Source organism: Bradyrhizobium sp. ma5, assembly GCF_042258955.1.
Lineage (GTDB): Bacteria > Pseudomonadota > Alphaproteobacteria > Rhizobiales > Xanthobacteraceae > Bradyrhizobium.
On record NZ_CP170156.1, the window covers coordinates 4,594,890 to 4,620,994 of the forward strand.

At 64.4% G+C, this 26,105-nt stretch carries 27 protein-coding genes; 10 read left to right on the forward strand and 17 right to left on the reverse strand.

Features of this window, described 5'->3' with window-relative positions:
• Positions 1-121 precede the first annotated feature (121 nt).
• From ACE103_RS21225 to ACE103_RS21240, 4 genes are all read left to right on the forward strand, one after another.
• Positions 122-814, forward strand: a complete 693-nt coding sequence (locus ACE103_RS21225) for an Imm21 family immunity protein (RefSeq protein ID WP_223975103.1) — start codon at positions 122-124, stop codon at positions 812-814.
• 235 nt (positions 815-1,049) lie between these two features.
• Entirely contained in the window at positions 1,050-1,640 is a 591-nt protein-coding gene (locus ACE103_RS21230) for an ANTAR domain-containing response regulator (RefSeq protein WP_028332037.1), read from the forward strand.
• Positions 1,637-2,794 (forward strand): CmpA/NrtA family ABC transporter substrate-binding protein, encoded by a 1,158-nt coding sequence (locus ACE103_RS21235; RefSeq protein ID WP_223975102.1) that lies wholly within the window; start codon positions 1,637-1,639, stop codon positions 2,792-2,794. Before ACE103_RS21230 ends, ACE103_RS21235 begins: the two co-directional genes overlap by 4 nt.
• A gap of 267 nt (positions 2,795-3,061) precedes the next feature.
• Positions 3,062-3,214: a hypothetical protein gene (locus ACE103_RS21240; RefSeq protein ID WP_223975101.1), complete on the forward strand. Its 153-nt coding sequence runs from the start codon at positions 3,062-3,064 to the stop codon at positions 3,212-3,214.
• A 74-nt stretch (positions 3,215-3,288) separates the two neighbouring features.
• On the opposite strand, the gene ACE103_RS21245 is transcribed toward ACE103_RS21240, so the two are convergent.
• The 4 genes from ACE103_RS21245 to pxpB all read right to left on the reverse strand — a co-directional run bounded on the left by ACE103_RS21245 (position 3,289) and on the right by pxpB (position 6,419).
• Positions 3,289-3,705 carry a hypothetical protein gene (locus ACE103_RS21245; protein ID WP_375774773.1) on the reverse strand — a complete coding sequence of 139 codons (417 nt, stop codon included), beginning with the start codon at positions 3,703-3,705 and terminating at the stop codon, positions 3,289-3,291.
• Positions 3,706-3,851: 146 nt separating this feature from the next.
• Positions 3,852-4,625, reverse strand: coding sequence for a LamB/YcsF family protein (locus ACE103_RS21250; protein ID WP_092114433.1), 774 nt, complete (start codon positions 4,623-4,625; stop codon positions 3,852-3,854).
• A gap of 31 nt (positions 4,626-4,656) precedes the next feature.
• A complete protein-coding gene (locus ACE103_RS21255; protein ID WP_375774774.1) occupies positions 4,657-5,691 on the reverse strand; it encodes a biotin-dependent carboxyltransferase family protein in 1,035 nt (344 codons plus the stop codon).
• Positions 5,688-6,419, reverse strand: coding sequence for a 5-oxoprolinase subunit PxpB (gene pxpB / locus ACE103_RS21260; protein ID WP_375774775.1), 732 nt, complete (start codon positions 6,417-6,419; stop codon positions 5,688-5,690). The genes ACE103_RS21255 and pxpB overlap by 4 nt, the downstream gene beginning before the upstream one ends.
• 213 nt (positions 6,420-6,632) lie before the next feature.
• On the opposite strand from pxpB, the gene ACE103_RS21265 reads away from it, so the two are divergent.
• Positions 6,633-7,331, forward strand: coding sequence for a ribonuclease activity regulator RraA (locus ACE103_RS21265; RefSeq protein ID WP_223975097.1), 699 nt, complete (start codon positions 6,633-6,635; stop codon positions 7,329-7,331).
• A gap of 23 nt (positions 7,332-7,354) precedes the next feature.
• Positions 7,355-7,759, forward strand: a complete 405-nt coding sequence (locus ACE103_RS21270) for a cupin domain-containing protein (protein ID WP_375774776.1) — start codon at positions 7,355-7,357, stop codon at positions 7,757-7,759.
• Between the two features lie 72 nt (positions 7,760-7,831).
• Here ACE103_RS21270 and ACE103_RS21275 read toward each other — a convergent pair whose 3' ends face one another.
• Positions 7,832-8,632: a DUF2147 domain-containing protein gene (locus tag ACE103_RS21275; protein ID WP_375774777.1), complete on the reverse strand. Its 801-nt coding sequence runs from the start codon at positions 8,630-8,632 to the stop codon at positions 7,832-7,834.
• 186 nt (positions 8,633-8,818) lie between these two features.
• A complete protein-coding gene (locus ACE103_RS21280) occupies positions 8,819-9,592 on the reverse strand; it encodes a transporter substrate-binding domain-containing protein (RefSeq protein WP_375774778.1) in 774 nt (257 codons plus the stop codon).
• An 86-nt stretch (positions 9,593-9,678) separates the two neighbouring features.
• Here ACE103_RS21280 and ACE103_RS21285 point away from each other — a divergent pair, with 86 nt between their 5' ends.
• Positions 9,679-10,203, forward strand: a complete 525-nt coding sequence (locus ACE103_RS21285) for a DUF1993 family protein (protein WP_375774779.1) — start codon at positions 9,679-9,681, stop codon at positions 10,201-10,203.
• A gap of 89 nt (positions 10,204-10,292) precedes the next feature.
• Here the strand turns inward: ACE103_RS21285 and ACE103_RS21290 are convergent, their stop codons facing one another.
• The 7 genes from ACE103_RS21290 to ACE103_RS21320 all read right to left on the reverse strand — a co-directional run bounded on the left by ACE103_RS21290 (position 10,293) and on the right by ACE103_RS21320 (position 17,976).
• Positions 10,293-10,931, reverse strand: a complete 639-nt coding sequence (locus tag ACE103_RS21290) for a hypothetical protein (RefSeq protein ID WP_375774780.1) — start codon at positions 10,929-10,931, stop codon at positions 10,293-10,295.
• A 91-nt stretch (positions 10,932-11,022) separates the two neighbouring features.
• Positions 11,023-12,447 carry an amidase gene (locus tag ACE103_RS21295; RefSeq protein ID WP_375774781.1) on the reverse strand — a complete coding sequence of 475 codons (1,425 nt, stop codon included), beginning with the start codon at positions 12,445-12,447 and terminating at the stop codon, positions 11,023-11,025.
• A gap of 69 nt (positions 12,448-12,516) precedes the next feature.
• Complete coding sequence (locus tag ACE103_RS21300) at positions 12,517-13,506, reverse strand: hydroxyacid dehydrogenase (protein ID WP_223975088.1); 990 nt, start codon at positions 13,504-13,506, stop codon at positions 12,517-12,519.
• Positions 13,507-13,535: 29 nt separating this feature from the next.
• Complete coding sequence (locus ACE103_RS21305) at positions 13,536-14,636, reverse strand: ABC transporter ATP-binding protein (protein ID WP_375774782.1); 1,101 nt, start codon at positions 14,634-14,636, stop codon at positions 13,536-13,538.
• 31 nt (positions 14,637-14,667) lie between these two features.
• A complete protein-coding gene (locus tag ACE103_RS21310) occupies positions 14,668-15,579 on the reverse strand; it encodes a carbohydrate ABC transporter permease (RefSeq protein ID WP_223975086.1) in 912 nt (303 codons plus the stop codon).
• Positions 15,579-16,517, reverse strand: coding sequence for a carbohydrate ABC transporter permease (locus ACE103_RS21315; protein WP_375774783.1), 939 nt, complete (start codon positions 16,515-16,517; stop codon positions 15,579-15,581). Before ACE103_RS21315 ends, ACE103_RS21310 begins: the two co-directional genes overlap by 1 nt.
• Positions 16,518-16,635: 118 nt before the next feature.
• A complete protein-coding gene (locus ACE103_RS21320; protein WP_223975081.1) occupies positions 16,636-17,976 on the reverse strand; it encodes an ABC transporter substrate-binding protein in 1,341 nt (446 codons plus the stop codon).
• Positions 17,977-18,431: 455 nt separating this feature from the next.
• Between ACE103_RS21320 and ACE103_RS21325 the strand changes: the two genes are divergently transcribed.
• On the forward strand, positions 18,432-19,184 hold the full coding sequence (locus ACE103_RS21325; protein WP_374708067.1) for a Spy/CpxP family protein refolding chaperone: 753 nt from the start codon (positions 18,432-18,434) through the stop codon (positions 19,182-19,184).
• A 260-nt stretch (positions 19,185-19,444) separates the two neighbouring features.
• Here ACE103_RS21325 and ACE103_RS21330 read toward each other — a convergent pair whose 3' ends face one another.
• From ACE103_RS21330 to ACE103_RS21340, 3 genes are read right to left on the reverse strand one after another with little or no spacing between them, the layout of a single operon-like run.
• Positions 19,445-19,846: a VOC family protein gene (locus tag ACE103_RS21330; RefSeq protein WP_375774784.1), complete on the reverse strand. Its 402-nt coding sequence runs from the start codon at positions 19,844-19,846 to the stop codon at positions 19,445-19,447.
• A 24-nt stretch (positions 19,847-19,870) separates the two neighbouring features.
• Entirely contained in the window at positions 19,871-21,058 is a 1,188-nt protein-coding gene (locus tag ACE103_RS21335) for an acyl-CoA dehydrogenase family protein (RefSeq protein ID WP_375774785.1), read from the reverse strand.
• 11 nt (positions 21,059-21,069) lie between these two features.
• Positions 21,070-22,476, reverse strand: coding sequence for an MFS transporter (locus ACE103_RS21340; protein WP_223975073.1), 1,407 nt, complete (start codon positions 22,474-22,476; stop codon positions 21,070-21,072).
• A gap of 270 nt (positions 22,477-22,746) precedes the next feature.
• On the opposite strand from ACE103_RS21340, the gene ACE103_RS21345 reads away from it, so the two are divergent.
• Together ACE103_RS21345 and ACE103_RS21350 are read left to right on the forward strand one after the other, a co-directional pair.
• Positions 22,747-22,998, forward strand: coding sequence for a PilZ domain-containing protein (locus tag ACE103_RS21345; RefSeq protein WP_223975071.1), 252 nt, complete (start codon positions 22,747-22,749; stop codon positions 22,996-22,998).
• Positions 22,999-23,080: 82 nt separating this feature from the next.
• A complete protein-coding gene (locus tag ACE103_RS21350) occupies positions 23,081-23,812 on the forward strand; it encodes an adenylate/guanylate cyclase domain-containing protein (protein ID WP_223975068.1) in 732 nt (243 codons plus the stop codon).
• 145 nt (positions 23,813-23,957) lie between these two features.
• On the opposite strand, the gene ACE103_RS21355 is transcribed toward ACE103_RS21350, so the two are convergent.
• Entirely contained in the window at positions 23,958-26,027 is a 2,070-nt protein-coding gene (locus ACE103_RS21355; protein WP_375774786.1) for an ATP-dependent helicase, read from the reverse strand.
• Positions 26,028-26,105 lie beyond the last annotated feature (78 nt).

Genomic DNA, 26,105 nt, shown 5'->3' on the forward strand with positions numbered 1-26,105 from the left:
AATTGTTCGGATATGGTGATCCAACTAATTGATCTCATAGCAAAATTCAACCGCTAGCGCGTTCCGGCGATGAGAAAGTTTTGCTTGTTCTTGACGATCTGCAATCCACCAGTTCTTTGGGATGCAACAATTCGACGCGCGCGAGCGCTTCGCCCAGGCAGTCGGCCGGATGCCCAACCCCGCAACCGGCACAAGAACGAACATTCGCCGGCCAGCGATCGGCCAGCCGGAAAAATACTGCTATTGGATACGCATGACCCGAACACACAACTGGATAGCGACGTCCGGCGGTCCTCACCTGGTAATTGCTGATGAACAGCTGTTACATTGGCGGGGTATCGAGGGATGGCGCGACCATGGAGATCCGGCTGACCAAAGTGACTATGCCCGTGCGTGCAGAGTGACGACCTGGTTGGGGTCAATTGCCTGCCACCGAGGCAAAGCTGTTGTGTTATCTGGCGATGCCGGCGACATCGCATGGTATTCCGATGGTCAGGGTGACGGGGGCTTTCTCGTTCAATGGATCGGCGTCGATGACGAACGACTCATCGAGCCTGCATTGCGCACACCACAATTGCGGGACATTTTGGGAAGCTCAGACGCTGAGCGGCTTGAATTGGAAACAGGTGCGTCCGGCACGATGTGGCTGATTGATGCAAGCGATCGAGGCCGCGATCTGCGCGGCAATCATCAAGCTCTCGCGTTGCTGCCAGGGAGCTACCTCGCGAAGGCTGCGTACTACTGTTCAGCCGGGCTCGCGATTGTCGTTCGCGAAATCCGCCGGATCAAATCACCGCTCAACGAAGCTGGTTAGATTCCGGGGCCAGTCGACCGGCTTCGGGCTGAATAGCCGGCTCGAAGAGTTTACATTCCTTGCCTCAGGACCAACCAAGGACACAAAGCTTACCTTCGGCGCGGCGGCCTCTTGCATATCTGTGAATCTGCCTGATTGATGGGCAGGAGCTAGTCCCAATTGCCGAGAATTACAACCCTTTCCGCGCCGCCCCGGCGTGATATGGGTGGTTGTTGCCGGGCTTTAAGAGTGGTCGATGAGCGCTGAATCGTCTCCCAAGATCGTCATTGTCGACGAGAGCCCGATCCGTGCGGCCATCCTGGAGGAGGGGCTGCGGGAGGCCGGCTACACGGACGTGGTCCACATCAGCGAGATGCAGAGCCTGCTGTCGCGGATCTATGCGCTCGATCCCGAGATCATCGTCATCGATCTCGAGAACCCCAGCCGCGACGTGCTGGAACAAATGTTCCAGGTCAGCCGTGCGGTCCGCCGGCCGATCGCGATGTTCGTCGACCAGAGTGACGCCGCCTCGATCCAGGCCTCGGTGGAGGCCGGCGTCTCCGCCTACATCGTCGACGGCCTCAAGAAGGAGCGGATGAAGCCGATCCTCGATCTCTGCGTCTCCCGCTTCAATGCCTTCGCCAAGCTGCAGGATGAACTCGACCGTACCAAGCATGCGCTGGAGGAGCGCAAGGTGATCGACCGCGCCAAGGGCATCCTGATGAAAGTGAAGGGGCTGACCGAGGAAGAGGCCTACGTGCTGATGCGCTCGACCGCGATGCGCGAGAAGAAGAAGATCGGCGAGATCGCGCAATCGATCCTGACGGCGTCGGAGCTGTTGAAATGACCACACCCCTGCACATCGGATTCATTCCGCTGGTGGACGCTGCCGCCTTGATCGTCGCGGTCGACAAGGGGTTTGCGGCGACTGAGGGCCTCGACGTCACGCTGGTGCGCGAAGTGTCGTGGTCGAACGTCCGCGACAAGCTCAATATAGGCCTGTTCGACGCGGCTCATCTGCTGGCGCCGGTGGCGATCGCATCACACCTCGGGCTCGGTCACGTCAAGGTGCCGATCGCAGCCCCGTTCAATCTCGGGCTCAACGGCAACGCCATCACGGTATCGCCGGCGCTGCACGCCGCGCTGATGGCAGAGATCGACGGCGACCGCTTCGATCCGATGGCGACCGCGCGGGCGCTCGCGCGCGTGGTTGCAAAACGGCGGAAGAGCGGGGCGGAGCCGTTGACGTTCGGCATGACCTTTCCGTTCTCGACCCACAATTATCAATTGCGGTTCTGGATGGCCGCCGGCGGCGTCGATCCCGACGAGGACGTCCAGCTCGTGGTGCTGCCGCCGCCCTACATGGTGGACAGTCTGGCCAACGGGCATGTCGACGCGTTCTGCGTCGGCGCGCCCTGGAATTCGATCGCGGTCGATCTCGGCGTCGGCCACATCCTGCACTTCGTCTCGGACATCCTGCTCAGCGCGGTGGAGAAGGTGCTGGCGGTGCGCCAGAGCTGGTCGGAGAAGCACGCCGACGTCGTGGCCGCGTTGGTGCGCGCGCATCTGCGCGCCGCGGAGTTCATCGAGCAGCCGGAAAACCGCCCCGAGGTCGCGCGCATCCTGGCGCAGCCCGAGCGGCTCGGCGTCGACGCCAGCGTCATCCAGCGCACGTTCGATGGCCGGCTGAAGATCCTGCCCGACGGCACCATGCGCGAAAGCAGCCGCTATTTGCTGGTCGGGCGCGAGGCGGCGGCGCGGCCGGACCCGGGGCAGGCGGCCTGGCTCTACGCGCAGATGGTTCGCTGGGGCCAGACACCGTACCGGCCGGAGGCGCTGAAGGCTGCCATGGCGGTGTTCAGGCCGGACCTCTACGACGCCGCGGCCGGGCGCCCGGCCGATACCTCCCACGCCATAGGCGCGTTCGCCGGTCCGCCGTTCGATCCGACCGACGTTCCCGGCCATCTGGCGGCCTTCAAAATTGGGCGCTGGAAGCCCTGAGCGCGACGCAGCGGCCGCGCCTCAGTTGGCCACCGTCGGCTACTTTGCATGGGGTTGTTTTCGAGATTTTCGGTTATTGCAAGCTTGGCGCGGGTTCCCGACGCCTCGAATTGCAACGAATAAGATTCTCGGGCCGGCCTTCGGGGAAGAATATTCCTCTGGGAACCGGGTTCGCCGAGGGAGCGACGTCGCTATTTTTGCCACCCGCTTGAATCGGCGCGCGAACGATATTCCATATGCCTGAGAATGGGGCGTTGGAGATCGACCATGCGCGAGCTATCGGCGGAAGCCCGCCTGCACTTTTACGCGCGACAAATTTCAAGGAAGTCCGGGACCGGAGTTCACACTGCGGCGCTCTACAGCGCGTTTGCAGTGATCGCGGCCATCGTGTTCGGCACACTCTCCGTCCACCCGTTCTGAGGCCCTGAGAGAACTGCAAAGCCCCCGTCTGATGTCCTCAGGCGGCGGCTTTGTGCTGTCTGGACGCTGACGGCTCAGTAGCCGTAGCCGCGACCATAACCGTAACCGTAACCACCGCCGCAGGTGCTGCAGGTCTGCTGGACCGGCGCGTAGTAGGAATAGCCCGGCGAGACCATCTGGGTGCGCTCCTGGGTGGCGTATTGCGGCGCGATGCGCTCATAGGCGACGCCTTCGGGCGCGACCATTACGGTCTTCGGCACCATCACGGTACGATACTGCGGCGGCGTACGATGCGCGATGACGCGGCCCGGCGACACCATCACGGTCTCCTGCACGGTGCGATACTGCGGCGGCACGGTCTGCACCTGATAGCAGGTCGTGCAGGGCTGGGGCGGCGGCGTATAGCAGCTGTAGCAGCCGGCGGAGGCCGCGCTGGTGAAGGCGGCCGTGGCCACCGCAGCAATTGCGAGGGAGAGGCTGGTGCGGAACATGCTTTCGTACCCAATTTTCCTGAGAGGACAATCAAAGGCTCGGAAGCTGCACCTAGCAATCAAACGGCAAGTTTGGGTTTAAGAAGACTCTTAACGGAATCTAAAAGGGTCGGCGCGATAGCCGGCCCCGTCGATGCATTGGCGGCTCAGTGCGCGGTCTTGAACGGCGCTACCGTGATGCCGGCCTTGCTCAGCGCCTCGCGCAGACCGCGCGCGATCTCGACGGCGCCATGGGTGTCGCCATGGATACAGACGGTGTCGGTCTGCATCTTGATCACCTTGCCGGTGACCGAGACAACCGCGCCATCCTGCACCATCCGCACCACGCGTTCGGCGATCGCCTTGGGATCGTGCAGCACTGCGCCGGGCTTCTTGCGCGACACCAGATTGCCGTCGTCCTCATAGGCGCGGTCGGCAAACACTTCATGCGCCATCCGCAGATTGGCGGCTTCGCCCGCGCGCACCAGCTTCGAGTTAGCGAGCACCACGAAGATGAGATTGCGGTCGACCGCCTTGATCGCATTGGCGATCGCGCGTGCGGTCATGTCGTCCTCGCAGGCGACGTTGGATATCGCGCCATGTGCCTTCACGTGGGTGACCTTGTGGCCGGCCGCGGTTGCGATCGCCTGCAAGGCGCCGATCTGGTAGGCGATCAGGTTCTCGATCTCGGAGGATGTCAGCCCCGGCATCGGACGGCGGCCGAAACCATGCAGGTCGCGATACCCAGGGTGGGCGCCGACGCTGACGCCGCGCGCCTTCGCGAGTTCGACGGTCTTGCGCATGATGTCGGCATCGCCGGCATGGAAGCCGCAGGCGACGTTGACCGAGGTTGCAAGCTCGATCATCGCGGCATCATTGCCCATTTCCCAGGGGCCAAAACTTTCGCCGAGATCGCAATTGAGGTCGATGGTTGCAGTCATGACGATCGATCCGTTCGTTGTTCGTATTGATTCAGGGTAGCGCAACTTGCCAGGTCGTCACATCGACGGCGCTGACCGCCTGACCCGCGACATTCGCATCCCGCAGCGCCTCGATGTTGAGGCCGAGATCGTCGATGCCGCGGAGGCGATCGGGCAGCGAATGCAGCAGCGCGTGGAACTTGATCGCCTCGGCCTGCGCTTCCGCCATCGTGACGGCCTTGAAACGGAACGGCCGGCCGGCCGAGGTCTGCGCGAAGCGGCCAAGATCGGCGGTGATCACGGTTGCGATCTTTGGATAACCACCGCTGGTGCCGCGGTCCGGCATCAGCACGATCGGCTGGCCGTTGCCGGGCACTTGGATGCTCCCATTGACGGTGCCGTCGGAGACGATGTTGTGGCCGTCGCTGTGCTTGATGACGGCGCCTTCGAGCCGGTAGCCCATGCGGTCGCTGGTGGCCGAGATCTTCCATTCGCTGTCGAGGAACAGCTGCTTGTTTTCCGCAGTGAACTCGTCGTCCTGCGGGCCGAACACGATGCGGATCGGCGCATCGGTGGCGGCCGGCAGTTCGATGCGGCGCTCAGTGGCGCCGCTCGCAGCCTTCGTCTTCAACTCGTCGCCGCTTTGCAGCGGCCGCGGGTAGGGACTGCCGAGCCCGGCCCGGGCGTTGACGGCGAGGCTGCCGAACATCGGCTCGCCTTCGATGCCGTGCTCGATCGCGAGATAGCTGAACGAGCCGCCGCGCGCAAAACCGAGATTGAGCGTCTCGCCTTCGGCGAGCGTTGCCGAACTGTCGAAGGCAACCGGCCGGCCACCGATGTCAGCATTGCGCGACGCGCCGGCGAGCCCGATGCGCACCGCGCCGCCGCGCGCGGTGAAGGTGGCGCCGAACGGGCCGATCTCGACCACGGCGGCAAACGGCTCATTGCCGACCAACGTGTTGGCGGCCGCCAGCGAAAGCCGGTCCATCGCGCCGCTCGGCGTCAGGCCGTAGCGCTGCGAGCCCGGACGTCCGCCGTCCTGCACCGAGCTTGCCGGGCCGATCGAGGTGACGACGAGCTTGCTCATGGCGTCACCAGTTCTGCGACGAACTCGCCCGCCTCGGCGGCGCGGTCCTGTTCGGCAAAGGTCTTGGCATCCACCGCTTTGAAGCTGACGGCATCGCCCGGCTCCAGCAGGAAGGTCGGGTCGCGATGCAATTGGTAGGTTCGCACAGGGGTACGGCCGAGCAGGTGCCAGCCGCTCGGGCCGGCGAGGCACTGCACGCCGGTCTGGATGCCGCCGATCGAGATGGTGCCGGCCGGGGTCACGAGCCGCGGCTCCTTGCGCCTGGACATATGCAGGAACTTGTCGAGCCCGCTGAGATAGGACCAGCCGGGCGTGAAGCCGATCATGGCGACGCGATAGTCGCCGGCGGCGTGGCGCGCGACGATGTCATCGGGCGTGGTCTGGAGTGCCTTCGCCACATCCTCGAGATCGATGCCGTGCTCGCCGCCATAGGTGATGGGGATCCGCCAGCGCCGCGTTCCGCTCTCGGTCGGCGGCGCCTTGGCGGCGCGCGCAAGCAACTGCTCGCCGAGCGCATCGAAGGTGATCTGCACTGGATCGTAATGCACCAGCAGCGACCGGTAGGTCGGCACGGTCTCGGTGATGCCGGCGATCGGCTCGGCGGCGATCACGCGGTCGAGCGCGAGCACCCGCCGGTTGGCGGCGTCATCGATGGTGCGGCTGAATTCCACCGTGATGGCGCTGTCGCCACTCGGCAAAAGGCGGGGAGGACTTAAGGGTTCGGCCATCGGCTCAAGCAGATTGGATTAGCCATCAAGCTAGCGTGTTTCGATTCAAAACGGAATTCGCTTCGTGCAAAATGATGCAGCAACATCAATAAATTAATCGGCATGCCGGCGATAAATTTGGATGATCGCAGGTTTTTCGCGCAGCCCTTGACGCAGGGCCTTCGCCCGGCAACATGCGCCGGTCTTTTCCTCCCATCGGAGCAAGCTTTCGAGATGTCACTGTCCGCCGAAGCGATCGCGACGCTGTCGCACGTGTCCACCGCCACCATCACCACGGTCCTGCTCAAGAAGGGCCTGCGCAACATCTGGATGCGCGGCACCAAGCCCTTGAAGCCCGGGCAGAAGCGGTTGGTCGGACCGGCCTTCACGCTGCGCTTCGTGCCGGCCCGCGAGGATCTGGCGACGCCGGAATCCTGGTCGTCGCCGATCTCGACCCGTACCGCGATCGAGGCGATGCCTCAGGGATGCATTGCCGTTGTCGATGCCATGGGCATCACCGATGCCGGCATTTTCGGCGACATCCTCTGTGCCCGCATGGTCAAGCGCGGGGTGACGGCGCTGATCACCGATGGCGTGGTGCGCGATCTCGAGGGCGTGCTCGGCACCGGCCTGCCGGTGTGGTGCGATGGCTACGCGGCGCCGCCGTCGGTCGCAGGCCTGACCTTCGTCGGCTGGGGCGAACCGATCGGCTGCGGCGGCGTTGCCGTGTTTCCGAACGACGTGGTGGTGGCCGATCAGGATGGCGCGGTGCTGATCCCGCAGGCGTTCCTCGACCACGTGCTGGCCGAGGGACCCGAGCAGGAGCGGATGGAAGCCTGGATCGTCAACGAGGTGAACAATGGCGCCCAGCTGCCCGGCCTCTATCCGATGAACGCCGAGACCAAGGCACGCTACGCCGCATCCAAGAAATAACGTCAAGAAAGGGAGGTAACCCCATGGATATCCACGTTTCCGGCTCGCGGCCGACCCGCCGCGCGCCGAAAGAGAACTTCACCGGCAGCGTGCTGCAGGACCCGATCAACATGGCGCCGGCGCCAGCACGGCTGAATGCCTCGCGGGTGTCGTTCGAGCCCGGTGCGCGCACCGCCTGGCACACCCATCCGCTCGGGCAGACGCTGTACGTGATCTCAGGCATCGGCCGCGTTCAGGCCAAGGGCGGGCCGATCCGTGAAATCCGCCCCGGCGATGTCGTCTGGATCCCGCCGAACGAGAAGCACTGGCATGGCGCGTCGCCTAACAACAGCATGACCCACATCGCCATGCAGGAGGCGCTCGACGGCGTGTTCTCGACCTGGATGGAGCACGTCACCGACGAGGAATATAACGGCAAGCTCGGCTGAGCCGTCGGTGCCTGCCCAAAGAAAAAGCCCCGCTCTTGAGCGGGGCTTTTTGCTTTCACGACGCGGCGTCGATCAATTCACCCGCGTCCAGGTCTGGCCGCCGCAGAACATGCCACCGAACGCGCAGCCCTGGACGCGCAGCGTGTCGGGGCTCTTCAACGCGATGGTGGAATCGTAGGTACTGCCGCTGTTCGGATCGAAGATGCGGCCGCTCCATTTGTCCTTGCCCGGCTTCATGTTGATCAGAACCTGTTCGCCGTTGGCGTTTGATTTCTTGTCGACCGAGTAACCGCAGATATTGGCGCCGCATTGCTCGATGCGAACCTTGCCTTCCTTCTCTTCGGTCAGCCAGACGCCGAGCGGCGAGTTGGCTGCTTGCACGGGATTCGCTATCGGCTTGGGCGCAGGCGACACGTCGCCGACCGTCGGCGCTGAAGCGGGCTTTGCCGCCGGCGCGGCGCTTTGCTGCACTACTGGCGGCGCGGGTGGCGGCGGCGGTGTGGTCGCTGCCGTGGCCGGGGCTGGCGTAACGCTCGTGTTTCCGGGCTCTGTCGTTGTTGCGGTCGGCGCCGGAGCGGCGGCCTGATCAACGGCAGGCGGAGAGGGGGAGGCAGCGGCTGCGGGTGGCGTGGCAGGCATGGACGGAGGGTCCGCTTTGGCGTCCTTCGGGGCCGTCTCGCGCTTCTGCTCGGCGTCCTTGTGCTTGGCGCGCTTGGTGCTGCGGCCGGTATTGTCATAGACGCCGGGGATCGAGACCGTTCCGCGATCCGGATCGATACGAATGGTGCGGCCGCCGTAATCGAACGTGTATTGCGCCTGCGCCGCCGCCGTGCTCGCCAGCAAAAGTGCGGCGATCGCCAGAAGCTTCTTCATCTCGACCTCCAGTGCAGGGAATCCCGTTCGCGAGGCTATTTGGTGGCCGCCTCGCTGAACGTGCCCCAAATCACGGTCAGAACATGAGTCGTGTCCTCGCGCTTCAGGTTCAAATCACTGGATTGCGATCCGGTTTCAGGCCGTGCGCATCAATTTGCGGCACGTGAGCAGCAGACTTGACGCAGCCTATTCAAACCACGCGGCATAGATCTTCGCATAGCTGCCGTCTTCGCGCGCGATGTGGAGCCACTGGTCGACGAACGCCTTCAAGGCGACGTCGCGCTGCATCCAGTAGGCCTTTTCCGCGAAGTCGAACGGCTTGTCGGGATGCACGGCGCAGAGCACGCCGGGATGCAGCTTCTGCTGATAGCGCGTCTCGGATGCATCGGTCATCATCAGATCGGCGTCACCCTTGGCGATCTCGTCGAAGATTTTGATGTTGTCGTTGAAGACACGGATGTCGGCGGCCTTCACGTTGGCGCGCGCAAAACGCTCGTTGGTGCCGCCGGGATTCACGATGACGCGGGTGCCGGGCTTGTCGATCTCGGCGATCGTCTCAAACCTGCCCTTGTCGGCGCAGCGTGTGATCGGCGTCTTGCCCTCGCGCATGATCGGCGTCGAGAACAGGCCCTTCTTCTGCCGGTCGAAGGTGATGGAGACGCCGCCCATCACGATGTCGAAATTGTCGGCTTCGAAATCCCTGGTCATCTGCGGCCACGATGTCGGCACGAACTCGACCTTGACGCCGAGCGCCTTGCCGAGCGATTGCGCCATGTCGACGTCGAAGCCGCGAAACGCCTTGGTCTCCTTTTCGAGCGCCGTGAAGGGCAGGTAGTCGCCGGTCATGCCGACGCGCAACGTGCCGCGCTTGACGATCTCGTCGAGCCGGGACGGCGCCGGCTGCGCGTGCGCGGCAGACAGAAGCAAAACGAGAGCGAGGCCGGCCAGCGCGCGAAACATCAGACTTCTCCGTCAATTCCGATGACATGTCGTTGCGGACCATTTAGACCAGATGAGACTTTCGGGCCAGCACAGCGGGCGCAATAGTGACCATCTCGCTCCACGAAGCATCCGTCGGCGTCTATGTGCCGTATCTGCGCAATCTTTCTGCGCTGCTCGATCATGCCGAGGCCCATGCCGGGGCTCGCAAGATCGATCCAGCCGTGCTGCTCGAGATGCGGCTCTCGCCGAACATGTACAGTCTTCGCCAGCAGGTCAGGGAGGCGAACCGGCATGTCCTCCTGAGCTGCGCGTTGCTGGCGGGGTGCGCGCCGCCGGTCTTGGCCGACACGGCGCCCGGCATCGGCGGGCTGAAGGCGCAGATTGCGGCCACGATTGATTTTGCGCAGGGCCTGCCGCGCGAGGTGATCGACGCCGCCTGCGACAGGGACGTCGTCTTCACGTTCCGGAGCGGCGCGACCAGGCCATTCACCGGCAAGTCCCTGATCCTGACCTTCAGCGGCCCGCAGTTCTTCTTCCATGTCGCGACGGCCTACGACATCCTGCGTCATGCCGGCGTCGATCTCGCGAAGAAGGACTTTCTGGGGCCGCCAAGGCCGCCGCAGGGCTAGAGCGTTTTCGAGCGAACCGGTTCGCGTGAAGAAAACGCGTCAAGACAAGAATCTAGAGCTTCGGTTCTGATTGAATCAGAACCGAAGCTCTAGGCCTCGTGGCGGTCCTTGCTTGCCTGAAGGGCGGCTGCCGTGCGGCTGACGATCTCGTGCTTGAAATGCTCGAAGCGCTGCCGTGCCTCGGCCTCGCGATCGTCGACGAATTTGATCGCGGCGTCCTTGTCCATCGGGCCGTTGACCAGCCGGTTCGATCCTTCGCCGACAGTCTCATCGACATAGTATTGGGCGCCGTCCTCGCGCACCGTCCAGCGGAACCGCAGCGCCGCCATCGGGCCCGGGCCGGACTTGGAATAGCCATTGGCCTCGATCGGCTGGGCCGGCTGGATCGGCTCCGGCTCGCTCGGCTCCGGTGCGACCGCTTCGGGTTCGACCGGCTCGGGTTCTTCGAGCTCGGCCTGCTCGATGTTTGGCTCGACCTGCTCAATCGGCGGCGGCTCCACCGCCGGCGGCTCGGCCACGATGGAAACCGCCTCGACAGAAACGTCTGTGACGGACGATGGCAGGGGCGGTGGCATCGCTATCGAGGCCGGCGGCTCCTCGGCAGGGTCCGATGCCTCGTCCTTGTCGGTCGACTTGTCGTCGGACGATTTGGACTTCTCGGGAGGCGTCGTCGTCTGATCGAGAATGCTCGCGATGGCGGCGAGCGCATTGTCGGTCGGGTCACTCACGGTTCGGTCTCCCAGGCATGACGCCGGCGGAATCGTGCCGGCGCCCTTCCTATCTACCTGATTGGACTGCCCTTTGTCGCGCCCGATCGAGCTAGGCGCAGACCGGCGGACGCCGGTCCTTCCAGGGGCGGACCTGTTCGAGCTGACCGGCCAGGCGGAACAGCAGTCCTTCCTCGCCAAGCTTGGCCGCGAACATCATGCCCAGCGGCAATCCGGCCTTGTTCCAGGCCAGCGGCACCGACATGGCCGGCTGCCCGGACATGTTGAACATCGAGGTGCCCGGCATGTAGCGGCGCAGCACCGGCGCGATGTGGCTCAGATCCTCGGACATCGTGTTCAGTTCACCGATGCGGAGCGGCGGCGCGCACAGCGTCGGGCTGAGGAAGATGTCGCAGCCCTCGAAGAAGGTCGCGAGCCCGCGCGAGATCTGGAAAGCCGCAAGCTGCGCGGCGACGTAGTCGGCAGGCGTCATCTTGACCGAGTTCTGGCCGCTGGCGAGCGTCAGCCGCTCGACATCGTCCGACGTCAGCGTGCGCCCGACGCGCTGCTCGAGCAGGCGGATCGTCAGCGCCGTGTTGCCGCCGACGATGGTCGTCATGACCGCGGCGGGATCGGCGGCAAGCGGCGGTGCGCGCTCCTCGACGTGATGGCCGAGGCCCTCGAGCACCTTGGCGATGTCGCGAACCGCCGCGGCGATCTCGGGATCAACAGCATCGCCGTAGGGCGACTTGTCGGTGAAGCTGATGCGCAGATGGCCGGGGTCGCGGCCGACCTCCTGGGAAAACGGCCGTTCCGGCGCCGGCGCGACGTAGAGGCTCGACGGCTCCGCGCCATGGATCGCATCCATCATGACTGCGCTGTCGCGGACGCTGATGCTCAGCACATGGCCAACCGAGAAGCCGCCCCAGCCTTCGCCGCGATCGGGACCGCATGGGTTGCGAGCGCGCGTCGGCTTCATGCCGAACACGCCAGAGGCGGAGGCGGGGATCCGGATCGAGCCGCCACCGTCGCTGGCATGCGCGACGGGCAGGATGCGCGCCGCGACCGCAGCCCCCGCGCCGCCGGACGAGCCGCCGGAGGAATGGTCGAGATTCCAGGGATTGCGGGTCGGGCCGAACAGGCGGGATTCCGTCGTCGGCATCAGGCCGAACTCCGGGCTCGCGCTCTTGCCGAAGATCGCAAGACCGGCATCGAGGAAGCGTTGGGTCAACGTACCGTTGTGGTCGGCAACGAAGTCCTTCAGCAGGCTGGCGCCCGACGTGGTGCGGGTGCCCTCGAGCAGGTCGAGATCCTTCAGCAGGAACGGCACGCCGGTGAACGGGCCGTCAGGCAACCCCTTGGCGATCTGGCGCTCGGCGTGGTCGTAATGCTTGACGACGACCGCGTTGATCTTCGGATCGACGGCGGCCGTGCGCGCAATCGCCTCGTCGAGCAGTTCCTTTGCCGTGACGTCCTTGTTGCGGACGAGCTCGGCGAGACCGACCGCATCGTAGTTGCCGAATTCCTTGAAAGCCATGTGCATGCTCCGCATCGCCGGGCCGACCTCGCGGGATCGGCCGCGGCGCAAACGAGAAAGGCTGAAAGCTCAGCCGAGGACGTCCTGGTTGATCACGTTCTGGCGCAGCGGATTGCCGTCCAGCACGCTCAGGATATTGCGCGCGGTCTGCTCGCTCATGCGATCGACAGCCTCGACCGTCACGCCCGCGACGTGCGGCGCCATGATCACGTTCGGCAAAGCATGCAGCGGCTGGCCGACCGGTGGAGGCTCGACCTCGAACACGTCGAGGCCGGCACCGGCGAGCTTGCCCGACGCCAGCGCGTCGTGCAGCGCCTTCTCGTCCACGATGCCGCCGCGGGCGGTGTTGATGAGATAGGCGGTCGGCTTCATCAGCCTGATCCGCGCGGCGTTGAACAGGCCGACCGTCTCGGGCGACTTCGGGCAGTGGATCGTGACGAAATCCGCCCGCGGCAATGCCGCTTCGAGGCTCGACACCGCCTCACAGCCGGCCGCGGTGATCTCGCTCGCGGGCTTGTAGGGATCGTAGACCAGCACGTTCATTTCCATCGCGAGGCAGCGCTTGGCGGTGCGGGTGCCGATGCGGCCGAAGCCGACGATCAGGACCGTCTTGCCGTAGAGGTCGAACGGCAGCACGCCGAGCCGGCTCGCCCAGGTGCCTTCCTTGACCATCGCGTGCATTTCCTGCGCGCGCTTGGCCAGCGTCAGCATCATGAACACGGCATGCTCTGCGACCGACGGCGAGTTTGCGGTGCCTGCGACCATCAGCGGCACCTTGCGGCGGGACAGCGCCGGCACGTCGACGGCGTCGTAACCGACCCCGATTCGGGTCACCACCAACATGCCCTTGGACGCCTCCAGCTCCGCCTCGCCGAAGCGGGTCGCGCCGAGTGCCACGCCATGGACCGGCGCATGCTGCTCCAGCATCGCCTGGAAGTCCTTGGCCGAGATCAGGTTGGGAAATTCGACGAGTTCTACATCATCCCGTTCATTGAGGAGGACCCGCGCCCCCGGAGACAGAGTCTGGGTGATGAAAATCTTCTTCTTGTTGGTAGCCATTTCCTGCCCTTGAGGTTTCTTGTGCGCCGTCAAAGCACGGCGCCGGTCACCTCGTTTAGCAAATGCATATTGTTGAGGTCCACAGCCAATCGGAGTGGGCTGCCATCCTGCGCGCCGGCATTGGGATTGACCCGGCCGCAGAGCTGGGAGCCCTCCAGCGTGAAGTAGACCAGCGTCTCCATGCCCATCGGCTCCGTGACGTCGAGCACCGCGTCGAACGGCTCGATGCCGGGCTCGGCGTGCGGCCGCGCCTCCATGACATGCTCGGGCCGCAGACCCAGCAGCAGCTTGTCGGTTCGGGAAAGGGCCTGGTAGCGGGCGGCGCGCGCCGGCGGCAGCGGAAAGGAGAGGCGATCGGTCAGCCGCACATTGAGCTTGCCGCCGACGTCTTCGAGCCGGCACGGCACGAAATTCATCGCGGGAGAGCCGATGAAGCTGGCGACGAACCGGGTCGCCGGCTTGTGATAGAGCTCGTTGGGCGTGCCGATCTGCTCGATCTTGCCGTGGTTCATCACCACCACGCGGTCGGCCAGCGTCATTGCCTCGACCTGGTCGTGGGTGACGTAGACGGTCGTGGTTCGGACCTTCTGGTGCACCTTCTTGATCTCGATCCGCATCTGCACGCGCAGCTTGGCATCGAGGTTGGACAGCGGCTCGTCGAACAGGAACACCTTCGGATTGCGGACGATCGCGCGTCCCATCGCGACGCGCTGGCGCTGGCCGCCGGAGAGCTGCTTCGGCTTGCGGTCGATCAGGTCGGTGATGTCGAGCATGCGGGCGGCTTCCGTGACCCGGCTCCTGATCTCGGCCTTGGGGTAGTGCTTCAGCCGCAGCCCAAACGACATGTTCTCGGCGACGGTCATGTGCGGATAGAGCGCGTAGTTCTGGAACACCATCGCGATGTCGCGGTCCTTCGGCGGCACGTCGTTGACGACATCGCCGCCGATCATGATGTCGCCGTCGGAGATGTCCTCGAGGCCGGCGATCATCCGCAGGGTCGTCGACTTGCCGCAGCCGCTTGGGCCGACCAGCACCACGAACTCATGGTCGGCGATATCGAGGTCGATGCCGCGCACCGCCTCGACCTCGTCGTAACGTTTCACCACCTTGCGCAAACTGACGTCGGCCATGAATCCTACCCTTATCCTACCTTTGTCGCGTTCAACCCTTGGTCGCACCGGCGGTCAGGCCGGCAATGTAGTAGTCCATCAGGAAGGCGTAGATGATCAGCGGCGGCGCGGCGCCGAGCAGGGCGCCGGTCATGATCTGCCCCCAGTTGAAGACGTCACCCTTGATCAGGGTCGTGATGATGCCGACCGGCAGCACCAGCTGATCGGTCGAGGTGGTGAACACCAGGGGGTAGAGGAACTGGGCCCAGGAGACGGTGAAGGCAAAGATCGTCGCCGCAATCAGGCCGGGCAGGGCGACCGGGATGAAGATCCGGGTCAGGGTCTGGAACCAGCTCGCGCCGTCGATGATCGCAGCTTCGTCGAGCTCCTTAGGGATCGAGGCGAAATAGCCGATCATGATCCAGGTGCAGAACGGCACCGTCAGCGTCGGGTAGATGAACAGCAGCACGTACCAGCGATTGACCAGCTGAATGCCGGTCCAGTCGCCGAACACGGCAAACATCTTGAACAGCGGGATGAAAAGCAGGCTGTCCGGAATGAGATAGGTGAGGAACACCCCGGTCGCGAGCGTCGCCGAGCCCCAGAACTTCATCCGCGCCAGCGCAAAGGCCGCTGGCACGCTGATCAGCATCGTGATGGTGACCACGATGATCGAGACCCAGGCCGAATTCCAGAAGAAGCGCAGGAACTGATTGGAGGTCAGCAACTCAACGTAGTTGGAGAGCGTCGGATGATATACCCACCACGGATTGGTCGCCGCGGAAATCTCCGCGCTGCTCTTCAGCGAAGTGATCAGCATGTAGAACGGCGGCACCAGCGAGAAGATCGCAAACAGCGTCAGGAAGAAGTAGGACCAGCGGAGCGCCCAGGTCCGATCGCGGCTCATGCTGCCGTATTTGACCTTGCGGGTCGGTCCCGACTTGTCGATCGTCACGGTGCTCATCAGGATTCATTCCCGCGTTTGGTGATGTCGCGCAGGATGAAGATCGCCGCGACCGCGAGGATCGGCACCATGAACAGCGAGACGCTGGCGCCGAGCGGAATGTCGCTGCCCTCGATACCGACGCGGAACGCCCAGGTGGCGAAGATGTGGGTGTGGTCGAGCGGTCCGCCCGCGGTCAGGATACGCACGATATCGAAATTGGCGAAGGTCACGATCAGCGAGAACAGCGTCGTGATCGCGATGATGTTGCGCATCATCGGCAGGGTCACGTACCAGATGCGCTGCCACCAATTGGCGCCGTCGATCGCGGCCGCCTCATAGAGTTGTTCAGGCACCGATTTCAACGCCGCCAGGTACATGATCATGAAGAACGGCGCGCCGTACCAGACGTTGACCAGGATCACCGAGAAGCGCGCCCACATCGCGTCCCCGGTCCACGGGATCGGGCCGAGGCCGAAGAACGAAAGCGTATAGTTGAAGGCGCTGTAGGACGGGTCGAACAGCCACAGCCAGGCCAGCGTGCTCATCGCCGGCGGGATCACCCATGGCACCAGCAGCATGCCACGCCATTTGCGCTGCCTGTTGGCGGGGACGTTGTGCACGAAATGCGCGACGATGAACCCGATCAGCGCCTTGAAGACCACCGCCGAGATCGCAAAGATGCAGGATTGCTTGACCACCAGCCAGAAGGTTTCGCGCTTGAACAGGAACTCGAAATTGCCGAAGCCGACGAACTTCGTCATCGCCTTGTTCAGCGTCGCGAGATGCAGGGAATAGAGCGCCGGATAGATCACCAGCACGGCGATCAGGAGGATCAGCGGCAGCGTCATCAGGAACGCCGACATCGACTTGCGCCGCAGTGCGTTGCGCAGGCCGGCACGCTTTCGCCCTGCCTGGGCCGCAGCTGTGCGGCTGGATTGGAGTGCGACATCAACCATTACGCTGGTCCCTCGCGCGGGTTGGTTGCACGGCTCGCCGTGTTCGGCGGCCGGGATGCAGAGGCGAGATCTCGCGCGGCCAACATGATCGGCGACCGCGCGCGAACTCGTCCGTTCGTCAGCTTCGCATGAAGCCTTCGCACTCGCCCTCGGCCCAGGCGAGGGTCTTTTCCATCGCTTCACCCTGGTAGTAGCGCAGGCACATCTTGGTCAGGGTGGCCTGGAAGTAGATCTGCTGCGCGACCTTGGGCGGTGCAGGCGAGGCCGCAATCGACAGCGTCTGGTGCTTGAAGGGGTTCGGGTAGTGATAGAGCGTGCCCTTCGGCGGCCCAACCTCTTCCCAGACCTTCAACGTCGTGAGCTTCTCATAGGCCGGCAGATCGTAGCCGCCGCTCGCCACCACCATCTTCTCGATCGATGCCGGTTGCGACAGATAAGACAGCAGGCTCTTGGCCGCTTCCTTGTTCTTCGAGAACGACCAGATCGACCAGAAGAACGGCAGATAGGGCGCGAAGCGTCCCTTCGGCCCGGCCGGGAACCCGTGCGTCCAGCATTGCTCGGCGACTTGCGGGGCGTCGCGCTTGGCGACCGCCCACGCGCTCGGCGGGTTCATGATCATCGCGCCCTTGCCCGCGACCAGCCACTTGTTGTTGGAAGCATCGTCCCATGCGGCAACGTCGGGCGGCAGGAACGCCAGCAGCTTCTTGTAGAATTCGAGCGACTGGCGCACCGCGTCGGTCTTGACGGTGAGGTTGCCCTTGGCGTCGACCAGCTGAGCACCGAACGACTGGAAGATCGCGCCGGCGGTGTCGACATTGTCACTGGTCTCGCCGAGACCGATGCCGAACGGGAAGCCGGCCTTGTGGCAGGCTTCAGCCGCCTTGAGGAATGTATCGAGGGTCCAGTTGTCCGCCTTTGGCGCGCTTCCGGCCGGATACATCTCCTGGACGTCGATATTGGCATACTTCTTCATCAGGTCGATGCGCGAGCAGGGACCCTTGATCTGGCTGCCGACGCTGGCGGGAACGCCGAGCCATTTGCCGTCGGCCTGGCCGAGATATTTCACCGTGCCGTTGACGTCGCCGTTCAGCTTGATCAGCGGGTCCATGATGTCGTTGACCGGCTCGAGCAGCTCGGCGTTGGACTGTGGCCACCATGTCGGCATCTGGAAGATATCGTGACCGGATTTCGCCTGCGCCTCGGCGGCGATGGTGACGATGTTCTTGTTGCCCTGGCTGGTGATGTAGTCGAGCTGGACCTCGACCTTCTCCTTGGCGGCCCATTCATTGACGAGCTCGGTGGAGGCACTGTTCGCACCCGGCACCCAGTGATCCCAGAAGCCCATCGAGAGCTTGCCGGCTGCGTAGGCGCCACGGACGTAGGGGGCTGTAATGAGCGCCGCCGATGACAGCGCTGTCGCTGCAACGAATTCTCGGCGCGAAAGCTTCTTCCGTGACATGGCATTCCCTCCCTGGTAGCCGACGGACAAAAGACTTTTTGAATCCCGTTGTTGTTTTTGTGCGTCGCGTTCGCGCGACGTCGCGGGATTTCATTCACACTGATCAGAACAGAATTGCCGGCTGCTGTCGAGAAACGAGATGCCTGTGCCAAGTAGTACTAACGTTGTGGTCAAATCGCAGGCAGTGTCATCGGCATCACCGCAGATGCCCGTGGTTTGCCGCGCTTCCGGTCATCATGCTGCGACGCACGCGGAGGTTGGCGCAAGCGATGCTTGCAGACGGTGCGCGGTTGAGCCGCAGGTTTCCGGCCACGCCTGATCGAGCCGCGTTCCGTCATGTTGATGGCCGTCGCGACCGATAGACTTGCCGAAGCCGGAAACGATAAAGTCCGGATTCGTCGAACCCGCCCGCCGCGTTAGTCCTGCAATCCACCATCGACCACGGAGACCCGATCATGCTCATCCCGGTAGCGAAGCTGCGAGCGCAATGGAAATTGTGCGTCGCGGTTGGGGCCGCCGCCGTCACGCTGCTTGCAGTGCCTCATATGGTCGATGCGCAGATCGTGCAGGGCGTCGAAAACGGCGCGCGCGAAGGCAACAAGGCCGCCGGCCCGGTCGGCGGCGTGCTGGGCGGAGCAATCGGCGGCGTTGTCGGGGTGGTGACCGGTGTGACCGGGGTGCTGACCGGCAACAACAACGCCAACCCCAATGCCGGCAACGGCAAGAATGCGCAGGCTCCGGCGTCCGGTGACAAGCAGGGCGCCAAGGCCGCCAAATCGGCCAAGGCTGCCGCCAAGGACAAGGGTGCGAAGCAGGCGCCGACCGTGCTGACCCAGGCAGGCGCGCCGCAGCTTACGGCCGAACAGATCGTCGCCAATAGCGACGCCAACATCGAACGGATCAAGAAGGAGCTCAACCTGACGCCGGAGCAGGAGAAGAATTGGGCCGGCTTCAACAGTGCGATGCACTATCTCGGGCACAATGGCGCCGATCGGCTCAACCTGCGCATTGCGCGTGCGCAGCGCGATCCGCCTGATGACATCATCGAGCAGATGCGCAACGAGGCCCAGTTCCTCAATGACCGCGCAGGCGATCAGCGCGGCGTCGCCGACGCCGCCGAGCCGCTCTATGCGAGCCTTGACGACAAGCAGAAACAGATCTTCATCAACGAAATGGTCCGCCTCAGCCACGAACGCGGGCTCGATTGAGCCCATCGACGGCGAAGTGGGGACGAATAGCCGGGCCACCAGGCCCTGGGGTAGGTTAAAGGCGCAGCACCCGGCTATTCTGCCGCAGCGGCGCGGCCGGGTTAATTCGTCATTCAATGTTGAAGAAAAGCGGACCGGATCACGCCCGAGTGATGGCCGAGTCAGGGCCTTGTCGGGAACCGGTTTGCTGACATGAGAAATTGGCCGGCACATGCGCCGGCCAATTGTTGAGCAGGGGCAAAAAACCGGCGAAGACCGCTTCAGCTGTTCGGGAAATTCAGCTCCACGCCGACGCCGTCGGGATCGTAGAGGAATATCTGGGTGTCGCCGGTGCGCGGCACGATCTGCTCACGGAAGCTGACGTTGTTCGACTGCAAGCGCTTGCGCACGGCGTCGACGTCGGTGGCGGCGAAGGCAATATGATCGAGCCGGCCGGTGTCTTCATATTTCTTCTCGGTGCCGCGCACCACGATGCCGTCGCGCGGCTTGCGGGTGCCCATTAAATGGACAGTGGCCTGGCCGCCGGAATAGAGCCAGTAGCCGGGGAAATCGAGCGGCGGCCGATCGCCATTCTCGAGCCCGAGCACATTGCAATAGAACGCCTTGGTCTTCTCCAGGTCCTGCGGTTCGATCGTGAAATGCTGTAGTCCGCCCAGTGGCATGGTTCTTCTCCCTGAGAAATCGGGTTAAACGAAGCTGAGGTCGGCATCGACGCCGAGCATCCAGGCGCCGACGGTCTCGAAATGACTGAAGCGGCCCTGCAATTGCTGGGTCACGGTGTGGATGTCGCGAAAGCGCCGCTCCAGCGGATGGCCGTCGAAGATCGCAGTGGCGCCGGCCGTGTTGTAGGCGAAGTCGACGGCTTCCCGCGCCTTGTGGATGGCGTGGGTTGCCGCCATCCGGATCGTCATGCGCTGCGCGACCGTAATGCTGTGGCCGGCAACCAGATCCTGCCAGATATCCGCCATCGACTGAAGCAGGAAGGCCCGGGCGGCGCGCAGATTGACCTCGGCCTGGGCGAGGCCGGATTGCACCACGGCATTGTCGCGCAGCGTCTTCTTCATGCCGCGCGGCACCTTGTTGCGGGCGACGTCAACGAAATTGTCCAGCGCGCTGCGGGCGATGCCGCAGGCGACCCCGGCGAAGCCGACCTGGTAACAGGTGTGGTTGCTCATCCGGTATAGCGGGCCACTCTCGCGGCATTCGCGATCGAATTCGCGGGTGATCGAATGGTCCGCACGGACGAAGACGTCGTTGAGCGCGAACTGGTCGCTGGCGGTGCCGCGCAGCCCGACCGTGTTCCAGATATCGGTCCATTCGACGTCTTCGGCCCGCACCAGCATGGTGCGCTCGACCTGCTCGCCATTGGCGTCGCGGCGCGGAGAGCCGTCCGCGGCATAGACCGGGCAGTGGGCGCCGAGCCAGGTTGCGTGCCGCCCGCCTGATGCAAACGACCAGACCCCCGTGACGCGATAGCCGCCCGCGCACTCGACCGCCTTGACCTTCGGGCCGGGTCCCCAGGCCAGCACCGCGCGCGGGTTGGCAAACATCTCCTGCGCGACCGGCAGGTCGAGATAGGCCGCCGACATCGCACAGCCGCCGGCCTGGCTCAGGCACCACGCCGTCGACGCATCGGCCTTGGCGATGGTCTCGATGACATGGAAGAAGGTGACGGGATCGGTCTCGATCCCCTCGGTCGAGCGCGGCAGAAGCAGTCGGAAAAGGCGCGCCTCATGCAGCCGGTCGAGCAGATCGGGCGGCAGGCGGCGGGTCATCTCAATCGCGTCGGAGGCGGCCGCAACCGCCTCCCTGACCGCCTCCGCGCGGGCGATCACGTCGCGATCACCGGCAAGATCGGCAGAAGTCACGCTCATGTCAGCCTCCCTCAGGCGCGCCGTATGGTTGCGGAGGCCGCGACGTCAGCCGTCGCGTTGAGCTCCTTGTCGATCTGCTCGATCGACTTGCCCCGGGTCTCAAGCCCGAAGAACAGATAGACGGCACCGGCCATCAGGAACCAGCAGCCGAGATAGACGAAGGCGGTCGGGATCTGGGTCAGCGGCACATCCGGCTTGAGGTAGTTGTTCGAGCCGACGATCAAGGCAAGCCCGACCGGCCCGATGATCTTGCCGATACCGCCGAAGCCATAGGCTGATCCCATGCCCGTGGTGCGCAGATGCGACGGCCAGACCTCCGCGGCATAGGGGCCGACGATCGCAAAGCCGCCGTCGGCGAAGAAGAAGGCGGCGCCGAGCAGCAGCCAGAATGCCGACATGCCGAACAGCGTCGCGTCGTAGTGATAGCCGGCGATGATCGTGAGCGCGCCGGCGCCGAGGCCGAGCAGGCCGCCGGCGATGCGCCGTCCCAGCAGTTCCGAGAACCAGGAGAACGAGATGCGTCCGAGGAAGCCGGTGATGCTGAGCAGGATCATCATCTTGGCGGCCTCCTGCGGCGTGACCTTCAAGAGCAGCACGAACAGCGCGGGCGCCCACAGCGTGATGCCGTAGACGCCGGTCTGCGCGCCGGCATTGCCGAGCCAGGAGACGATCAGGCTGCGCGGATATTTGAACAGGTCGAACCAGCTTGTCTTGACGATCGGGCCGGCGTCGGCCGCGCTTGGCAATGGCAGCTCCGATGGCTGAACCTCGAGGGCCCAGGCCAGCGACTTGCGGGCCTCGTCATAGCGTCCCTGACGGCACAGCCAGCGCGGCGATTCCGGAACCCAGAGCCGGACCAGCAGCACCAGGACAGCAGGCAGCACGCCGATCGCAAACAGCAGCCGCCATTGATCGGTGCCCATGATCGCGCCCAGCACCGCGCCGAGGCCGACACCGAGCGGGATCACGCAGGTGACGAGCCCGCCGACCCAGCCGCGCTTGTGCGAGGGCATGAACTCCTGCACCAGCGGCAGGTCGACACAATAAAGTCCGCCGACGCCGGTGCCGACGAAGAAGCGCAGGATTGCCAGATAGACCCAGCCATTGTCGGGCGTGAAATAGAGCAGGCCGGTCGCGATCGAAAAGTTCAGGACAGTGCCGATGAAGACGATGCGGCGCCCAACCCGGTCGGCCAGCCAGCCCCAGAGATAGGCGCCGAGGATGGCGCCGATGCCGGAACTCATCAGCACGGTGGCCGACTGGCCAAAGGTGAGTTTCCACGGCCCGATCAGGAACGCGAGCACAAAGCCGATCAGGAAGTAGTCGAAGAATTCCAGGGCATCGCCGATGATGGCCGCCGCAAGGATCTTGATCTGGTTGCCGGTCAGAGTCGTCCGGCGATCGAGGATCTCGAACATGGCGCGTCTCCCCATGGCGCCTGTTCGTTGTTGTTGGGAGCGTGCGCTGCGCCGGCGCATCGCCCATAGGGTGAGGCTATCCTTGCGCCGTCGCGAACGGCAAGCCCGCACCGACGCGGGGCTCATCTGCAAGGGCGCGATAGGCAATTCGGCTTACCGCTGCGCACAAATCGTGGTGCGAAAGCCCGATGCAAGCCGCGGCAGCCGTTGACTCCGGCAATGCCGATCGCCCACGTTTGCGTGAAGAAAGTTTGAGGGGGGCAAGGCCGGGTGGACGAAAAGCGCAAGCATCCGCGAATCGAGGTCAACGAACCCGGCTATGTCTCGTCGGGCGGTTCGGTCATGCATTGCACGATCGTGAACATATCGCCGGAAGGGGCCGCCATCGAGGTCGAGAATCCGGCCTTCGTCCCGCACAGATTCCGCTTGGTGATGGCCCGGGACGCCTCGGTCGTCTATGACTGCCAGGTGATCTGGAGCAAGAAGACGCGGATTGGAGTGAGTTTCGTGACGGCCGCCTGAGTGCGGCAGTCTCCAGGGAACGCCGTGACCGACCGTGCCAGGTGGGGCGTGTCTGGTTGGTAGAACAGCAGGTGAGGCGCCGATGACTCCGGAACCCGCAACGATCTGCCTCGGCTGCTGGCAAAACCTGCATATGCCGATCCCGTTGCGCGGTCCCTTGTCGGCGCCGTTCCGCCTGTTCGGTGTCCGGCCGAGCCGTATGAATCCGAACACCTGCACGATCTGCGAGATGGCCTTCTCGAAGATCATGAAGGCGCGCGCCGTGACCATCGACGCCACCCTCCTGTTCGCCGATTTGCGCGGCTACACCACACTGACGCAGACCATCGCGCCGGCCGGGCTGACATCGTTGCTCGATGCGTTCTACGACGACTGCGCTGCCGCGATCTGGCGCTATGACGGCATTCTCAACAAGACGATCGGCGATGCCGTGTTCGCGATCTTCAATTTTCCGGTGCGACGGGAGGATCATGCCGTGCAGGCCCTGCTGGCGGCGCGCGAGATCCAGCGCCGTTTCCAGGAAAGGCACGACGCGCTGGTGCGGGCGATCGGCGCCGGCGACATCGAGCTCGGCATCGGCATCGGATTGGACAGCGGCGACACCAATTTCGGAGAGTTCGGCCAGACCCATCGCGACCTGACCGCGGTCGGCACGGTGGTCAATCGGGCGGCGCGCGCCCAGGCCGCGGCGAAGTCCGGCGAGATCCTTGTCACGACGGCCGTTCGGGATCGAACCCGCGACATGATCACCGCGGTCGGTTCCGACTATACGCTGAAGGGCTTCGACCAGCCGGTTACGCTATTTTCTGCGTGAGTTGATGCGGCGCAAAAAAAAGACGGCTCCAGCGTGCAGCTGCGCGCCGAAGCCGTCGGGATGGTCGTTTGCCGATTACGAACGTCGCCTCAACGCGGGATCGGCGGCTTCGTTCCTGCCCAAACGAAATTTCTTTTGACCCGTTTCAGCGCCACATGCCGCGCATCCGGGCGCCGATGTCGATCGGCGGCGCCCGGCTGGCGGAGGAGGCCTGCGCGGCCGCGGCGCGCGGCCAAGTGTTCCGCTCGAACATCGGCAGCAGCCGTTCCGGGATGAAGCGGGTGCGCGAGGCGTACATGTGGCGGTCGCCCTTGGCGACCTGGCCGTGGACGAAAAACCGCTGCGGCACCAGCAAATGCAGATCGTCCTTTGCCCGGGTCATGGCGACATAGAGCAGGCGGCGCTCCTCCTCGAGCTCGGCCGACGTGCCGGCGCCAAGATCGGAGGGCATGCAGCCGTCGACGACGTTGAGCACGTAGACGGATTTCCATTCCTGCCCCTTGGCGGAGTGGATGGTCGACAGGATCAAATAATCCTCGTCGAGCAGCGGCACCCCGGCCTGGTCGCTGGTCGCATCGGGCGGATCGAGCGTGAGTTCGGTGAGGAAGCGTTCGCGTGAAGGATAGCCGGCGGCGATCTGCTCGAGTTGAATGAGGTCGGCGCGGCGGACCTCGCTGTCCTCGTGGATTCGATCGAGATGCGGCTCGTACCAGATGCGCGCGCGTTCGATGTCGACCGGCCATTCCGAGTAGCGGAGGTTCTCGATCGCCTCGACGAACAGCCGCCAGTCGGCGCCGGCGCGGGGCGGGGCAGGCAGCGCCACGAGCGCTGCGATCGGATCAGGGGCTTCTGCCATGCGGTCGAGCACGCGCTGCGCCGAGGCCGGCCCGACGCCGGGCAACAGGTGCAGGATGCGAAAGCCGGCGACCCGGTCGCGCGGATTGGCGGTGAAGCGCAGCAGCGCCAGCATGTCCTTGACGTGCGCGGCGTCGAGAAATTTGAGGCCGCCGAATTTCACGAAGGGAATGTTGCGCCGGGTCAGCTCGACCTCCAGCGGACCGCTGTGCGAGGAGGTGCGGAACAGCACCGCCTGGTGCTTCAACAGCGCGCCTTCCTCACGGTTGGCCAGCACCTGCTCGACGATGTAACGGGCCTGATCGGCCTCGTCGCGGATCGTGACCAGCAGCGGCTTGCGGGTCGAGGTCCGGTCGGTCCACAGGTTCTTGGTGAAGCGCTCCTTGGCGAGCGAGATCACGCCGTTGGCGGCCGCCAGGATCGGCTGCGTCGAGCGATAGTTGCGGTCGAGCGTGACGATCTCGGCGGCCGGGCTGAACTGCGCCGGGAAGTCGAGGATGTTGCGCACGGTGGCGGCGCGGAACGAGTAGATCGACTGTGCATCGTCGCCGACGACGGTGAGCCCGCGTCCTGCCGGCTTGAGCGCGAGCAGGATGGAGGACTGCAGGCGGTTGGTGTCCTGATATTCGTCGACCATCACATGGTCGAAGCGGCCGCCGATCTCCTCGGCCAGGGCCGTATCCGTCACCATCTGCGCCCAGTAGAGCAGAAGGTCGTCGTAATCGAGCACGTTCTGCCGCTGCTTGGCTTCGACATAGGCCGCAAACAGTTGCTTCAACTCGCTGGCCCAGCCGGCGCACCACGGGAAGAACTGGCCCAGCACGGCCTCGATCGGCATCTCCGCGTTCACGCAGCGCGAATAGATCGCAAGGCATGTGCCTTTGGTCGGAAACCGGCTTTCGGTACGGGAGAAACCGAGATCGTGGCGGACCAAGTTCATCAGGTCGGCGGAGTCCTCACGGTCATGGATCGTGAAGGCCGGGTCGAGCGCGATACGTTCGGCGAATTCGCGGAGCAGCCGCGCGCCGATGCCGTGGAAAGTGCCGGCCCAATTGAGCGCATCGGTCATGATCGATGCGCGATCGCCGAGCACGCGCCGTGCGATACGCTCGACGCGGCCCGCCATCTCGGCGGCTGCGCGTCGCGAAAAGGTCATCAACAGGATGCGGCGCGGATCGGCGCCCGCGACGATCAGATGCGCGACGCGATGGGCGAGCGTGTTCGTCTTGCCGGAGCCTGCGCCAGCGATCACCAGCAGCGGGGCGCCGACGATGCCATCCGCGCCGACCCCGTGCTCGACGGCGCGGCGCTGCTCGGAATTGAGCGTATCGAGATAGGCTGTGTTGGCAAGATCAGGCACGAATCACCTCCACGAAACGCTAACAGACATTGCGATTCCGTGGAGCCGGCGCGCCGGCGTGGGAGCAGAGAAATTAGA

Coding starts and splice junctions, on each gene's coding strand:
- ACE103_RS21240 (WP_223975101.1), top strand. CDS start 3,062: ATGCGCGAGCTATCGGCGGAAGCCCGCCTGCACTTTTACGCGCGACAA.
- ACE103_RS21305 (WP_375774782.1), bottom strand. CDS start 14,636: ATGGCCGACGTCAGTTTGCGCAAGGTGGTGAAACGTTACGACGAGGTC.
- ACE103_RS21230 (WP_028332037.1), top strand. CDS start 1,050: ATGAGCGCTGAATCGTCTCCCAAGATCGTCATTGTCGACGAGAGCCCG.
- ACE103_RS21300 (WP_223975088.1), bottom strand. CDS start 13,506: ATGGCTACCAACAAGAAGAAGATTTTCATCACCCAGACTCTGTCTCCG.
- ACE103_RS21295 (WP_375774781.1), bottom strand. CDS start 12,447: ATGGCTTTCAAGGAATTCGGCAACTACGATGCGGTCGGTCTCGCCGAG.
- ACE103_RS21350 (WP_223975068.1), top strand. CDS start 23,081: ATGACTCCGGAACCCGCAACGATCTGCCTCGGCTGCTGGCAAAACCTG.
- ACE103_RS21315 (WP_375774783.1), bottom strand. CDS start 16,517: ATGGTTGATGTCGCACTCCAATCCAGCCGCACAGCTGCGGCCCAGGCA.
- ACE103_RS21335 (WP_375774785.1), bottom strand. CDS start 21,058: ATGAGCGTGACTTCTGCCGATCTTGCCGGTGATCGCGACGTGATCGCC.
- ACE103_RS21235 (WP_223975102.1), top strand. CDS start 1,637: ATGACCACACCCCTGCACATCGGATTCATTCCGCTGGTGGACGCTGCC.
- ACE103_RS21225 (WP_223975103.1), top strand. CDS start 122: ATGCAACAATTCGACGCGCGCGAGCGCTTCGCCCAGGCAGTCGGCCGG.
- ACE103_RS21245 (WP_375774773.1), bottom strand. CDS start 3,705: ATGTTCCGCACCAGCCTCTCCCTCGCAATTGCTGCGGTGGCCACGGCC.
- ACE103_RS21265 (WP_223975097.1), top strand. CDS start 6,633: ATGTCACTGTCCGCCGAAGCGATCGCGACGCTGTCGCACGTGTCCACC.
- ACE103_RS21330 (WP_375774784.1), bottom strand. CDS start 19,846: ATGCCACTGGGCGGACTACAGCATTTCACGATCGAACCGCAGGACCTG.
- ACE103_RS21325 (WP_374708067.1), top strand. CDS start 18,432: ATGCTCATCCCGGTAGCGAAGCTGCGAGCGCAATGGAAATTGTGCGTC.
- ACE103_RS21275 (WP_375774777.1), bottom strand. CDS start 8,632: ATGAAGAAGCTTCTGGCGATCGCCGCACTTTTGCTGGCGAGCACGGCG.
- ACE103_RS21340 (WP_223975073.1), bottom strand. CDS start 22,476: ATGTTCGAGATCCTCGATCGCCGGACGACTCTGACCGGCAACCAGATC.
- ACE103_RS21280 (WP_375774778.1), bottom strand. CDS start 9,592: ATGTTTCGCGCGCTGGCCGGCCTCGCTCTCGTTTTGCTTCTGTCTGCC.
- ACE103_RS21250 (WP_092114433.1), bottom strand. CDS start 4,625: ATGACTGCAACCATCGACCTCAATTGCGATCTCGGCGAAAGTTTTGGC.
- ACE103_RS21320 (WP_223975081.1), bottom strand. CDS start 17,976: ATGTCACGGAAGAAGCTTTCGCGCCGAGAATTCGTTGCAGCGACAGCG.
- ACE103_RS21310 (WP_223975086.1), bottom strand. CDS start 15,579: ATGAGCACCGTGACGATCGACAAGTCGGGACCGACCCGCAAGGTCAAA.
- pxpB (WP_375774775.1), bottom strand. CDS start 6,419: ATGGCCGAACCCTTAAGTCCTCCCCGCCTTTTGCCGAGTGGCGACAGC.
- ACE103_RS21270 (WP_375774776.1), top strand. CDS start 7,355: ATGGATATCCACGTTTCCGGCTCGCGGCCGACCCGCCGCGCGCCGAAA.
- ACE103_RS21255 (WP_375774774.1), bottom strand. CDS start 5,691: ATGAGCAAGCTCGTCGTCACCTCGATCGGCCCGGCAAGCTCGGTGCAG.